The following is a 12,964-nucleotide window of genomic DNA, read 5'->3' as shown; positions in this document are numbered from 1 at the left end:
TTCGTTTAGGGTATGTAGCGGTAATAGAGGATGGCGTTGTGGAGCCGCTTCAGGATGAACAGAGGCAGCAGCACGAACACGAGCAGGGCGAGGTAGGACACCCATGCATAGCTCATCGGGTAGCCGTTGAGCGCCTGGTCCACATAGATGAGGAAGTAGTGGCGCAGGGGGAACAGGTTGCTCAGCGCCTGCAGGGTCGGGTGCATCGCCATCACCGGGAAGCTGAAGCCCGAGATGGAGAAGGAGATGACGCCCCACAGCGAGGCGGCACTCAGGGCGAAACGCAGGGTCGGCAACAAGCCGTAGAGGAAGATGCCGAACGACTGCGAGGCAAGCACCAGCAACAGCGAGGCAAGCAACATGGGGAAGATGCCGCTGTTGCACGGGAAGTGGAGCACGCCGTAGAGGTAGACGTTGTAGCCCGCTGCCATGATGAAGAAGATGAGGGTCTGCGGAAACAGCTTGCCCGCCAAGGCGAGGTTGAGGTTGTTGTGCCCCAGCCGCATCCATTCGTGTGCCGTCCCTTCCTTCACTTCCGAGCCGATGGAGTAGACTGTCACCATGAAGATGAGCAGCATCAGCACGCCGGGCAGCAAGGTGTTGCACAGGTAGACGGAATAGTTCAGCCACGGGTTGTGGAGCGGATGGGTGTCGATGAGGATGGGTTGCAGGAACGCCAGTGCCTGCCGTTCGGTGGCGCCTTTTGCCAGCAGCGTCTGTTGTCCCACGGACGCATTGGCAAGCTCGGTCATGGTGAGCAGGTCCTTGTAGAGCAACGAGCCGGCAATGAGATAGGAGCCGTTGGTGTAGAACGACACGCGGGGCTGACGGCCCGAGATGGCTTTTTCAGTCGTGCCTTCGGGGATGTAGTAGAATGCGTAGATGTCGCCGCGCTGCATCGCCTGGCGGGCTTCGGTCACGTCTTTGTAGTGGGCAGTGATGGCAGTCTGCTGGAAGGCGTCCAGGTTGCGCACGATGGTACGGGTGGTCGAGGTGTTGTCCATGTCGACCACGCCCACCGGCAGTCCGGTCGGCAGTCCGCTACCCATCAGGGTGGTGAAGAACAGGTAACAGAACAGGGGGGCGATGACCATGCAGAAGAGGTATAGCGGACGGGCTGTCATCCGCTTGAGCTCCCGCAGGGTGAGCCTCTCTATTCGAAGAAGGAGGATTCGCATGATTCTGGTTGTTTCTTGCTGGCATTCCGCCTGAACTTGCGGAAGCCGGATTGTCTTACTCGATTCCTTTGACTATGATGCTCATGCCGGGACGCAGGCCGGGCAGCGGGTGTGCCGGCTCGGCACGCACCTCGAACGTCTTCATGTCAAATTGGCCGGTCGTCTTGGTGGCCTTCCATGCCGCATAGCTGCCCAGGTCCTTCATGTAGTACACCTTGAGGTGCACTTCCTGGTCGAGGGCGGGGACGTATGCCGTGATTTCCTGTCCGATCTGGAAGTCCTTCAGCAGGTCCTCGCGGACGTTGAACGTGGCCCATACGGCATCCAGGAGGGTGACATTCATGATGGGAGCGCCCGTCCCCACGAGTTCGCCCACCTTGGGGAATATTTCGGTCACTTCACCGTCAGCCTGTGCAATCAGCACGGTCTCGTTGATGTAGGAGTTCACTTCAGCCACGGCACCCTTGGCACGGTCGACCATGGCAGCCGCCATCGCCTTGTCTTCCCGTTGTGCGCCGTTGCGCGCCATGTCATACTGGGCACGTGCCGCCTTTTCCGTGGCTACCATGGCATTGTAGTTGGCGTAGGCCTCGTCGCGCTTCTGTGCCGACATCACGCCCTCTTCGAAGAGGCGGTTCACGCGGTTGTAGGATTTCTCGGCAATCTCCAGTCCAGCCTTCGCCTTCTGCCACATCTCGTAGGCAGCTTGCAGCTGCTCGGCGCGTGTGCCGCGTTCCGCCTTCTCATGCTGTGCCTGTGCGGCAGCTTCGGCTGCTTCAGCCTGAGCCAGTTTGGCTGCTACGTCGGGAGCTTCGAGGATGGCAAGGGTGTCGCCCTTGTGCACCTTCTGTCCTTCCTTGACGCGGAGCTCCAAGATGCGTCCCGGCACTTTGCTCGATACACGGTATTCGTCGGCTTCAGCCTGTCCCTGAATGATTTCCGGGGTCCTTCCCAACGTGAGGTATCCCACCAGGGCTACCACTCCGATGACGAGCACCAGGGTGATGAGTGCCAATATGATATTCTTGTTCTGTTGTTTCTCTGTAAGCATAGTTGTAGGCTTTTATAAAATGGTTTTGATGTTATACGTTCTTGTTGATTCTTGGGGAGGATTTACTGACCGAGCTTGCCGAGCGCCTTCTTCAGGTAGACATCGGTGAGCTTCACGTCGATTTGTGCGTCGATTTTCTCCGATTGGGCGGAGAGCCAGGCTGTCTGTGCTTCCAGCACGTTGCTGGTCGGGATGACGCCTTCCTTGAAGCCCAGGTTGGCATAACGCAGGTTCTCGTCGGCTTTCTCCATGTTCTTTTCGGTCATCTGCAGCTTGCGGAGCGCCTCGTCGATTTTGAAGGCACACTGGTTCACCTGCAACTCGATTTTCTCTTTGGCTTCGTCGAGCTGGTAGCGGACGGCTTCGGCCTGTGCCTTGGCGGACTTCACCTTGTAGACTCCTTCTCCCCAGTGGAAGATGGGTACACTGACGAGCACACCGACGTTCCACATGCCACGGAACTTCTTCTCAAAGCTGTTGAATACGGACGGATTGGTGATGAGGTAGTTGCCCGTCAGTGCCACGCTGGGCAGGAACTCCGCGCGTGCCACGTTCACCTTCTGCCGGTAAATCTTGTGGGCGAGTTCGAGACTGATGAGTTCCGGACGGTTGCTGAATGCCATCTCCACGTCCGCGTCGGTGCCGGAAGTCGGCAAGGGCAGGTTCTCCAGCGTCTCATCAGCCAGCTGTATGGGGGTGTGCAGGTCGTCGATGCCGCAGAGCTGGCAAAGCAACATCCTGGCGAGGCTCAGTCCGTCGTTGACCTTGGTGAGAGTCATTTCGGCTTCGTTGACTTTGACCTTGACGGACAGTCCGTCCGCCTTGGTGGCTACCCCTTCGCGTATCATCTTGTCGACGTCGCTGTCGAGTTGCTTCACCAGTGCCAGGAAGCTTTCGGCAAGCCGTTTCTTGTTGGCGAGTGAGACCACCTGCCAGTAGGCTTCGTCGGTGCTGAGGATGATGTCCTGCGTGCCGGCATTCTCCTGGGCACGTGAGAGCTGTTCGGCGTAGCGCGTAATCTGGTTGTAGGCGCGTATCTTGCCTCCCATGAAGAGAGGCTGCGTCAGGGTGACGGCGCCGGCATAGACATTGCGTGTGTCAGTGCGCAATCCGTTGACGACAGTGCTGCCCAGGGAGTTGAGCAGCTGGTCCACGCCCAGTGCCTGCAGGGCGGGAACGGCAGTCGCCAGACCGGTCCCCATGTTGGTGAGGGTTGTCTTCTGGTCGTCGCTCAAGAGGGAGAGCTCCTTGTTGTTGTGCAGGTAGGCGCCTGTGGCAGACAGCTTGGGCAGGTAGTTGGTGAATGCCGCCTTGCGTTCGTAGTGTGCGGACTTTGTCTTTTCTCGTGCAATGCGCAGCTCTTTGTTGTTGCGCAGAGCCATTGCCCGGCAACTGTCCAGGCTGAGGACAGTCTGACTGTGTGCCGCACTGCAAACGGAACACAGCAGAAGGATGCCGATTAGTTTCTTCATATTTCTTATCCTGAATTTAGGTGATTGAGGTTTTCTTTGCACGGCAATAATTGCGTATGCAACGATGTGTGCAAAGTAACTCTGCATTGATTGAATAACCATACTCCTTTAGGAATTTATAACGTTACCGAAGTTAAAAAGGGTTATTCACCCGTTGGTATCTTCCTTTCCATGTGGGGAATAAACGAGCAAGGCACGAAGACGCGAGAGGGAACTTCCGTCCGGATGGAGTTCCGTGTCGTGTCTTCGTGCCTCGTACGTATCATTCCCGTCGGTAAGACAGGAGGGGGAGGGTATCGGGGAAACGCCCCGTCAATCCAAGTCAAATGTTTGCGAACCGATGAGGTTGCCGTCGGCGAAGATGTCCACCCGGTAGGTACCTGCCTGGAGGAACTCTTCGACATTCCAGTACACGGTCACGTTCTGTTCTTCACCCGTGTATTCTATGTATTTCTTGATGGAGTAGGCGATGTTGCGGTTCTCATAGGGGAAGGTGTTGGCAGCACTCTTGGTCAGCACTTCCTGGTTCGGCTTGGTGATGCGGACATAGAGGGTGCGCTGTCCCGTTTCGGCGGTAATGTTCTTCACGACGGTGAAGCTGATGTCGAGCCGGGTGATGCGTTTGATGCGGTCTGTCTTCTTGCCCCGTTTGTTGGTCGGCGTCACGGTGATGTGGGTGGCGTCAAGCTGGGAGGCGAGAGTCACCTTCTCATTGAGGGTCTTCTTCTCCTCCGAGAGGCTGCTGATCTGCTGGGTCGCCTCGTTGTACTTCTTCTTCACGCTCTGGTTTTCCGACGTCAGCTGCTGGTTGATGCGGTTGAGCGAGTCGATCTGGATGATGTAGGTGCGCATGACGGCACGTACGGTCTTCAGCTCTTTGCGCAGACGCATGATTTCAGCGGCATTGCTGGACTTCACCTGGCGCAGCTCTTCCAGCAGACGCTGTGTCTTGAGCTTCTCCTGTTCCAGCTTCTGGTAGAGGGAGTCGTTGTTGATTTTGATTTGGAGTTCGTCATACTGGTTGGCGAAGTTGGAGTATTCGTTCTCCATCTCTTCCTTCTCCACCTCGAAGAGCTGCTGCATCTCCTGGTTGGCGGAATGGCTGCGGAACAGCAGGAAGGAGACAATGGCAAGACCGACAATCAACACTCCGATGAGTGCCATGATAAGACCTTTTCTATTTTCCATAATGGTTGTGTTACGTGTATTTGGTTCTGTCAATTAAGCTGGCGGCAAAGATAGGGAATTGTTTTTGGAATCGTGCCGTGTCGGAAGGGAAACCTGTGGGGAAGAGGGGAAAAACGTGGAAACGGGCAGGGAACGACCGGGTGAGGAGGAAAGACCGGAATGCCGGTGTCTGTCTGGAGGGCGCCGGGGCGAATGGGAAAGGCACAAAAGAGCTTCGGATTTCTCCTCTGCACTTCTGTGCCTTGGTGTTCAAACAACCCCCGGTGATGGAACCGGGATTCAATCCGAACCGGGTCATCGGACTGCTCAAAGTCTGATGGCCGGTTGGTATGTTACTGGAACAGCTCTTTCAGCTTGTCGGCAAGCGCTTGTCCGCGGAGATTCTCACCTACCAGCGTACCTTGAGCGTCGATGAGGTACATCGTGGGGACGAACCGTACCTTGTAGAGGTCTGCTACGTCTGTTTCGTCGAGGAAGTTGGGCCAGGGCAGTTGCTCTTCTTCGAGCGCCTTCTCCCATTCAGCCTTCTTCTTGTCGATGGAGATGCTCACAATCTGGAAGCCTTTGTCGCCATAAAGCTTGTAGAGGTTCTTCAAGTTGGGGATTTCCTTGCGGCAGGGGTTGCACCACGAAGCCCAGAAGTCGATGAGGACGTACTTCTTGCCTTCGCGCAGGGAGGCGAGGGTCACCTCTTTGCCATCGTTGTCCTTGACGGTGAACTCGGCAACGGCAGAACCGACCTTCCCGGCAGGATAGAGCTCTTCTTTCACCTTCTGTCCGTAGTAGGATGCCTTGGCGGCGTCGGACAGTTCGTCATACCATGCCTGCTGTCCTTTGTCGAGGTAGCTGGTGAGCGAAATCATCAACAGCGGACCCCAGTAGGAGTCCTTCTGGCTCAGGACTGTCGCGTGGAAGGTGGAGTCGACGGTAGCGAAGAACTTGTGGTCGGCTGCTGCCCGGGCCTCCATCGTGGAGTCTTTATAGAGCGTGGTTTTCGCTTTGAAGAGGGCATCCATCTGTTCGCGTACGGACATCAGTGAGTCATAACGGGCACTGAGGGGAGAGCCGCTGACCGACAGACGGTCGAGGTCATAGCTCGGGGTGCCGTTGTTGTCGGTTGCCGTAACGGTGCCGCTCACTTCGATGGCGGTGTTTTCCAACATCAGCCGACGGGAACCGTAGGCGTCTTTCACCAGCAGGAGGACGGCACGCGGTTCGTCCATCTTGCCCGTGAAGGTGAATTCTCCGTTGACGATGACGGTGTCCGTCAGTGGTTTCTCATTGTAATGGCTCACGGGGATGAGTTGCACGTGGGTACTGTCGGGCAGGCCTTCGATGTGTCCTGTCAAGGTATATCCGTCAGTGGATGGAGTGGAGGAACAGGCTGCGGCAAGCAAGGCGGCAGCTGCAAGGAGAATAGTTTCTTTTTTCATCATGGTGGTAAGGGCTTATTTGTTTACATTTTGTTGGATGCTGCCGTTGCCCGGGTTGTTGAGGGCACCTGCCGGGAAAGGCATGGTCCACAAGTGGGAGTCGGGAGCAAGGGTCAGCGTTTTTCCTTCGTAGGTCTTGGTCAGCGTACGGGCGTAGGTGCCTTCGCTGTTGAAACGGCGTGCGTCGGCAAAAGGAACGATGGAGAAAATCAGCTCGTTGTCTTTGGTCCGGCGGATGAGGTCAATGGCTTCGGCGAGTGTCGAGGCTTGGGCGGGCTGATACACGTCGGGACGGATACGGGTCTTACGGACGGTATTGAGGGTGTTCATGGCTTCGGTGAAGTCGTTGCCCGAGGCAAGCCGTGCCTGGCATTCCGCCTTGATGAGGTAGACCTCGGCAGTGGTCAGTCCGGCGTGGTTGAAATAGCCGCTAATGACGCTGCGGTAGTAGGTGTCGTCACCGGTGGTGTAGCGTTTCCAGCGTGAGAGGAAGCGTGCATCGCCAGCTTCGAAACGTTCGCCTCGTTCTATGGGGATGTTGGATTCATTGCCTATGCCGGTACGGATACCGTGGCGGAAGTAGTAGGTCTCTACGTAATCGAAACCCATCGGGGAGGGCAGGTTGGTGTAGTCGTCCGCCTTTTCGATGGTTGCCAGGTGGGCATCGTAGAAGGCGTTCCAGTCATAGAGGGCATCGTTCTGTCCCAAGGCGAGGTCGGCATGGCGCAGGGCTTCGGAGTAGTTTCCCATCTGGAGGTAGACACGTGCCAGCAGGGCGTATGCCGCACCGAGGTTCGGATGGAGCACCGTCGGAGACTTTGCCGGAAGGCCACCGTCGATGGCTTCCTGTATGTCTTTGAGGATGAAGTCATAGATTTCGGCAATGCTCACCTGACGGTAGGGAGCATTGATGTTCGCGCTGGTGATGAGGGGGACACTCAGCTTCTCGGCTGCCGTGGAAGTTTCATAGGTGTCCGCATAGTAGTTTGCCAGGACGAAGTAGTTGTAGGCACGGATGACCTTGGCATAGGCAATCACTTCGTTGCGTTCCTCCTCGGTGGACTCGGTTGCCGTGGGAACATTCTCGACGATGAGGTTGCAGGAGGAGATACCGCCATAGAGGAAATAGTACGTTCCTTCATCCGAGTTGTTGAGGGTGATGCGGTCGGCATTCTCGTCCCACAGGTAGTTGGCAGTGTTCAGGGTCGGGCTGCCCAGACTGGATTTGGTCATGTACTGGTCGTTGAGCAGGTAGAGCGCATTGGTGACGGGCGTCTGTGAGATGGTGTATTCATTGCGCAACAATGCCTCATAGTCAGCCAGCGTGGTGGGAATCTTGTTGCCTTTGGGCACGATGTCCAGGTAGTCGTTGCAGGAGCTCATGCCGAGCAGTCCGGCGAGGGCGAATAGGTATGTCAGTTTCTTCATGATGGTCTTCGTTGTTGGGTTAGAAATTCAGGTAGATGCCACAGAGGTAGTTGGGTTTCACGTAGCCGCCCAGCAGGTACTTGGCGTCTCGGCTCCTGGCTGCGGTGAACACGTTCTCCATGCCCAGCATGATGCGTGCACTCTGCAGGGAGAGGCTCCGGCAGAAGTCGGCGGGGATGCGGTAGGTCAGTGAGAGGTTCTTCATGCGCCAGTTGGCAGCGCTGATGACGTTGACCGAGGCACGGGCGTACATGTTATAGTACTCGTAGTTGTAGTCCGGACTCTCGGAGGAGATGTATCGCGGTACGTCGGTATGAGCCTCGTCGCCCGGTGCCATCCAGCGGTCGGCAATGGAGGCGCTTACGGGAGCCATGCCCGAAGAGATGTAGGCGAGGTTGGTGTTGCGCATCTTGTGGCCGCCCTCGAAGGCAAACTGTGCGGCAAGTTCCCAGTTCTTCCAGCGCAGGTTGGTATTGATGGAGCCGGTGTAAGTCGGTACGGTTGTTCCCAGGTAAATGAGGTCCTCGATTTCCGTCGGAGCCATGTCCGTGAAGAGGTTGCCTTCGGCGTCATAGACCTGCGGTGTACCGGTCGCGCTCAGCCCTGCCCACTGGTAGCCGTAAATGGCATTGTAGGGATTGCCGATGCGCGGATAGGCAGTCGGGTAGTCGATGACCAGGTAGGCTACCGGAGCTTCCACGTTGACGTAGGTCACTTCGTTCTTGTTGTAGCCCAGCACGCCTGACACGTTCCAGTTCCAGTCATTGGTGCGGATGATGTCGCCCGAGAGCGTCAGTTCGAAACCCTGGTTGGTCATCTTGCCGTTGTTGATGGTATAGGTGCTGTAGCCCCATCCTTCCGTGGGTACACCCATGGTGTTGGCAAGGAGGTCAGAGCCTTTCTTGTTGTAGTATTCAATCGAGCCGTTGAGCCGATTGTCCAGCAGGGCGAAGTCGACGCCGAGGTTGAAGGTCGTGGTCTTTTCCCAACGCAGGCTGGGGTTCGGGCGGCTCTGGATGGTTCCCTGGATGCCGCCCACATTGTTGTTGTTGCTATAGTAGGCAGTCATGTAAGGAGCGGAGTTCTTGGCGATGTTACCTCCGATACCGTAGCTCATACGGAGCTTCAGCATGTTCACTCCCTTGGCATTGAACCAGCTTTCCTTGTCGATGTTCCAGCTGACACCCGTGGACCAGATGGGGCGGCGCTGATATTTCGAGCCGGTGGCAAAGAGGTTGGTCTTGTCCCAACGGATACTTCCCGTGAGGGTATAGCGTCCGTCGTAGGTATAGGCGGCGTTGCCGTAGATGGACACGTAGCGGTTCACCAGCTGACGGATGTAGGCATTGTCGTTCTGGGTGAAGCTTGACCAGCCCCACACGCCGCTGGTGGTGCTCAGACGGTTGGCATCAATCAGCGTATAAGTCAGCAGGTCTGGGTCATAGTTGTAGAGCGTCTGGCTGGCATAGTCCATCTTGTTCTCTCGGGTTTCCGTTCCGAAGATGGCGGTCACGTCGTGCTTGCCTGCAAAGGTCTTCTGGAAGTCGAGTTGCTGACGGAAGTTGTAGGCATGCGTCGTGTTGGCCTCGGTGAAGTAGATGTTGCCGTAGGGAAGGTTGAATACCGTACCGTCGGTGCCTGCGGAAGCGAATGTGTTCACACGGTTGCGCACTTCGTAGGAATCCTTGCTGCGCAGCTGCTTGTTCTTCAGTTCGGCATATTCATATTGGAACGACGCAGTGTATTTCAGCCAGTCGGTAATCCGGAAGCTTAGGCGAGCAAACGTACGGTTGCTGAAGTCGCGGTTCTTCTTCAGGTTCATCCCGATTTCGTCGAGCGGGGTGATGTCCAGGTTGTAGAGTCCGTAGTTCTTCAGCGTGTTCAGCTGACTGGTGCTGTAACGGTCGGCCTCGGTGTTGGTGTGCGGAGTTCCTCCGTTGTCCATCAGGGCGTCATAGGGCATGAAGGTGTAGTTGGGCGAGAGGAGGTCGAAGCTCTGCGTGTTTCCTGTCCCATAGTTCAGGTAAGTGCCGACGTCGAAGGTCAGCCAGTCGGTGAGCCGGGTGGAGTTCTGGAGATTGATGCCGATGGTACGGTTCGCCGAATACTTGTCCTCCAGCCGGTTGTCGCGGTAGGAGATGGAGGCGTTGAACGTGTTGCGTTCGCTGCCCTTGCCGATGCTCAGGTTATATTGCTGGGTGAGCGGGTTGCGTTTGCCGTACTTCTCCATGTCGCGGTAGTAGCGGTAGCCTTGTGCGGCAAGAGCCTCCAGGGCAGCCATGGTATCGTCCAGTGACTGTTTCCCTGCGAAATACTTCAGGTAGTTGCGGATACCTTGTGACTGGTAGGTCATGTTGTCCAAGGCGTTTTGTGCGTACTCCATGACATCGGCATCGGTCCCCTGAAGATTCGGGTTTTGGAGGGCCCATTCCGATTCAATCCCAATCATGGTGGCGGCATCTGCCAGGTGTCCTGTATAATACTCATAAGGCTGTACGGTGAGAGTTGCCGAGAAGGAGACGTTCAGCTGGTCCTTCTTCGCCCGTTTGGTCGTGATGACCACGACGCCGTTGGCAGCGCGTGCACCGTAGATGGAGGTGGCAGCCGCATCCTTCAGCACGGTGATGCTCTCGATGTCCTCCACATTGATGTCCGGCACGCTCTCCACCCAGTTGCCGTAGCCGTCGTTGGTGGTCTTCTCCACCGGGAAGCCGTCGATGACATACAGCGGGGTAGTCAAGCCGTTCATGGAGGTCACGCCACGGATTTTGCCGTCACTGTATCCGGCGATGCGTCCGTCGAGCATGGAACCGATATCGTTGAGGCGTTGCGTCTCCAGTTTCTTCGCGTCAATCTTGGAAAAAGCACCTGTCGCCCGTTCCTTGGAGATGGTCTGGTAGCCTGTGACGACGACTTCATCCAGCAGTTCGCTGGAAGGGACGAGTGCTATCTCGTAGTCGGTAGCGTCGGTCAGTGCCACCTGCTGGATTTCATAACCCAGGAAGGAAACCTCGATGGCTTTGGCGGAGGCAGGCAGTGTGAGGGTGAAATGTCCTTGTACGTCGGTGATGACACCGGCAACGGATGCTCCCGGAGTGGTGGGCACCTCTTTCACGTGGGCGGCAGGGAGCGGTTGTTCATGCTCGTCCACGACAATTCCGTGAATGGTACGTTGGTAAGATTGTGCGCAGGAAGGACCTGCCCAAAGTGCGAAAAGCACGGCCAGCATCAGGAACAGCCGGCAGGGGATAGGTGTGTCTTTTTCCATAATGGCATTTGTTTAGAGGTTCATATTCATTCTTCTTTCTCATGCTATTCAGTATCGCAAAAGAATGAAAAAGAATAGATTTCCCCTAATATTTCCGTATACACCTCCGGCAATTGCCGTATATGGAAAAGATTTCCGGTATCGGATGCCCCTCTCTGTGTCAGTTGTCCTTTTCCTTCAGCTCCATTACCGTGTCGCGGTATTGTTTGGGAGGCATCCCCACGCTGTTCTGGAACAGTTTGTAGAAGGTGGACATGGAGCTGAAGCCTACTTCGGCAGCGATGGCTTTGAGTGTTGTCGTGTTCGAGGGGTCGCTCAGCAGACGGACGGCTTCATTCACCCGGTACTGGTTGATGTATTGGGTGAAGTTCAGTCCGGTCTGTTCGTTGATGGCTTGTGACAGGTAGGTGCGGTTGGTATCCAGCAGTTCGGCAGCCTTGTCCTTGGTGAGCTGGTTGTCTTTGTAGATGGCTTGTTCGCGCATCAGTTCTTCCAGCCGCTGGAAGAGCGTGAGCTTCTTTTCTCCCGTGAGTGAGGACGCGGTGTATTTCTCGTTCTGCAGGACCCGGATGTGGTCGGACAGTTGCTGTTCACGTCGCAAGGCCTCCTGGTTCTGGCGGACGATGCTTTGGTACAGCCGGTTCTTTCGCCGGTAAAGTTGCCACAAAAGTACGGTCGCAACTCCGATGACCGTGAGGACGGCGATGAGCAACTGTTCATGCTTCTCTTTCCGGAGCAGTGCCAGCTTCCCTTGCTTGATTTCATTCTCCTGTCTTTCGGAATCATACTTCAGGCGCAGCTCGCTGATGATTTTTTCCTTATCGGTATTGTACAGGGTATCGTTCTCGTTGTTCAGCCGACGCAGCCAGTCGAGTGCCCGGGCATAATCGCCTTGGGCGGCATAACAGTCCGACAAGGCATCGATGACTTCGCCCCGGTAGACGGCATTGTTTTCCCGGTCGGTCAGGGAGAGTGCCTCCTCCAGCAGGCGGATGGCCTTGTCGGTCTTCCCTTCCTGCTGCAGTGCCCGTGCATAGCCGTGCAGCAGCATCACGTGGGTAGAAGTCTGGTTCTTCTCCTTCAGGTCTAATCCCCGTCGGAATAGCGTGATGGCCTCTGCCGTGTTTCCTTGTGCCGTCAGAATCATGCCATAGAGTGCATGGACATTGCCCTGGTCGTAGAAGTCGTTCTGCTGCATGAGGAACTCCGCTTCCTTGATGTAGGGGAGTGCCCGGTCATATTCACCGTTCAGGTAATACATATAGGCGGTCGTCAGGGCACCTATATATATAAGGTAAGGAGACGAGAGGCGGTGTCCCCGTTCGTAGGCTTCGAGCGAGTAGGCGAGTCCTGCTGTATCCCGTTTCAGGAAGTACACGGCGGAAATGTTGGCGAGCAGGATGGTGTGTAACCGTTCGTAGTGGCAGCGTTTGGCAGCTTCCAGTCCGAGAAAGTAGTAGTGCAGGGCGGAATAGTAGTCCTTGTCGATGTTGAGCGCATAGAGTCCGAGTCCGTTGTAGACCGAGCAGAGCGCCGAGTCATTCTGTGCCGTCAGTGCGTTGGAACGTGCCTGTCCCAAGTGTCCGTAAGCAATCGAGTCACCCAGCATGGTGTATGCCTGTCCCAGTCCAGTGTGGGCATAGAGGACAGCCTGGTGGTAGTCTTTTCTTTCGTATCCGATGTCCAACAGCCGTTGTCCGTACTCGATGGCTTTGCGGTAGTCCGCCCGGTCGAGATGGAGAAACATCAACCGGCGCAGCGCCTCCGTGTTGTCCGGGTCGTGTGCCAGCACTTCCTCCTGCTCATGCAGGGTACGCGCAAGCTCCTCTTGTGCCGTCAGCCGGAATGGCAGGACGGCAAGCAAGAGGAGACAGATTGTGCGTAAGGGACGGGACATACCGAATTGTGTTTGTTGGGGGATAGTAGATTCGCTGACAGACAGGGAA

The 12,964-nt window shown here is 56.2% G+C and carries 8 protein-coding genes; all 8 read right to left on the bottom strand.

Annotated elements, in window-relative coordinates; translation table 11 throughout:
• Positions 1-5: 5 nt before the first annotated feature.
• Positions 6-1,178: an ABC transporter permease gene (locus tag C8275_RS11430; protein ID WP_106485188.1), complete on the bottom strand. Its 1,173-nt coding sequence runs from the start codon at positions 1,176-1,178 to the stop codon at positions 6-8.
• A gap of 55 nt (positions 1,179-1,233) precedes the next feature.
• Entirely contained in the window at positions 1,234-2,229 is a 996-nt protein-coding gene (locus tag C8275_RS11425) for an HlyD family secretion protein (RefSeq protein WP_106485187.1), read from the bottom strand.
• A gap of 62 nt (positions 2,230-2,291) precedes the next feature.
• Positions 2,292-3,701 (bottom strand): TolC family protein, encoded by a 1,410-nt coding sequence (locus C8275_RS11420; RefSeq protein ID WP_106485186.1) that lies wholly within the window; start codon positions 3,699-3,701, stop codon positions 2,292-2,294.
• A 312-nt stretch (positions 3,702-4,013) separates the two neighbouring features.
• Positions 4,014-4,889: a hypothetical protein gene (locus C8275_RS11415; RefSeq protein ID WP_022383430.1), complete on the bottom strand. Its 876-nt coding sequence runs from the start codon at positions 4,887-4,889 to the stop codon at positions 4,014-4,016.
• Between the two features lie 332 nt (positions 4,890-5,221).
• Positions 5,222-6,325: a TlpA disulfide reductase family protein gene (locus tag C8275_RS11405; RefSeq protein ID WP_234395759.1), complete on the bottom strand. Its 1,104-nt coding sequence runs from the start codon at positions 6,323-6,325 to the stop codon at positions 5,222-5,224.
• A 12-nt stretch (positions 6,326-6,337) separates the two neighbouring features.
• Positions 6,338-7,750 (bottom strand): RagB/SusD family nutrient uptake outer membrane protein, encoded by a 1,413-nt coding sequence (locus C8275_RS11400; RefSeq protein ID WP_106485184.1) that lies wholly within the window; start codon positions 7,748-7,750, stop codon positions 6,338-6,340.
• A 19-nt stretch (positions 7,751-7,769) separates the two neighbouring features.
• Entirely contained in the window at positions 7,770-11,018 is a 3,249-nt protein-coding gene (locus C8275_RS11395; RefSeq protein ID WP_106485183.1) for a SusC/RagA family TonB-linked outer membrane protein, read from the bottom strand.
• Positions 11,019-11,178: 160 nt separating this feature from the next.
• Complete coding sequence (locus C8275_RS11390) at positions 11,179-12,915, bottom strand: helix-turn-helix domain-containing protein (RefSeq protein ID WP_106485182.1); 1,737 nt, start codon at positions 12,913-12,915, stop codon at positions 11,179-11,181.
• Positions 12,916-12,964 lie beyond the last annotated feature (49 nt).

The sequence above is a fragment of the Bacteroides sp. Marseille-P3684 genome (assembly GCF_900291465.1).
GTDB lineage: Bacteria > Bacteroidota > Bacteroidia > Bacteroidales > Bacteroidaceae > Phocaeicola_A.
Note: the sequence above shows the minus strand (reverse complement) of the source record. Positions and strands in the feature narration are given on the sequence as shown.

Coding starts and splice junctions, on each gene's coding strand:
- C8275_RS11400 (WP_106485184.1), bottom strand. CDS start 7,750: ATGAAGAAACTGACATACCTATTCGCCCTCGCCGGACTGCTCGGCATG.
- C8275_RS11420 (WP_106485186.1), bottom strand. CDS start 3,701: ATGAAGAAACTAATCGGCATCCTTCTGCTGTGTTCCGTTTGCAGTGCG.
- C8275_RS11395 (WP_106485183.1), bottom strand. CDS start 11,018: ATGGAAAAAGACACACCTATCCCCTGCCGGCTGTTCCTGATGCTGGCC.
- C8275_RS11405 (WP_234395759.1), bottom strand. CDS start 6,325: ATGATGAAAAAAGAAACTATTCTCCTTGCAGCTGCCGCCTTGCTTGCC.
- C8275_RS11415 (WP_022383430.1), bottom strand. CDS start 4,889: ATGGAAAATAGAAAAGGTCTTATCATGGCACTCATCGGAGTGTTGATT.
- C8275_RS11390 (WP_106485182.1), bottom strand. CDS start 12,915: ATGTCCCGTCCCTTACGCACAATCTGTCTCCTCTTGCTTGCCGTCCTG.
- C8275_RS11430 (WP_106485188.1), bottom strand. CDS start 1,178: ATGCGAATCCTCCTTCTTCGAATAGAGAGGCTCACCCTGCGGGAGCTC.
- C8275_RS11425 (WP_106485187.1), bottom strand. CDS start 2,229: ATGCTTACAGAGAAACAACAGAACAAGAATATCATATTGGCACTCATC.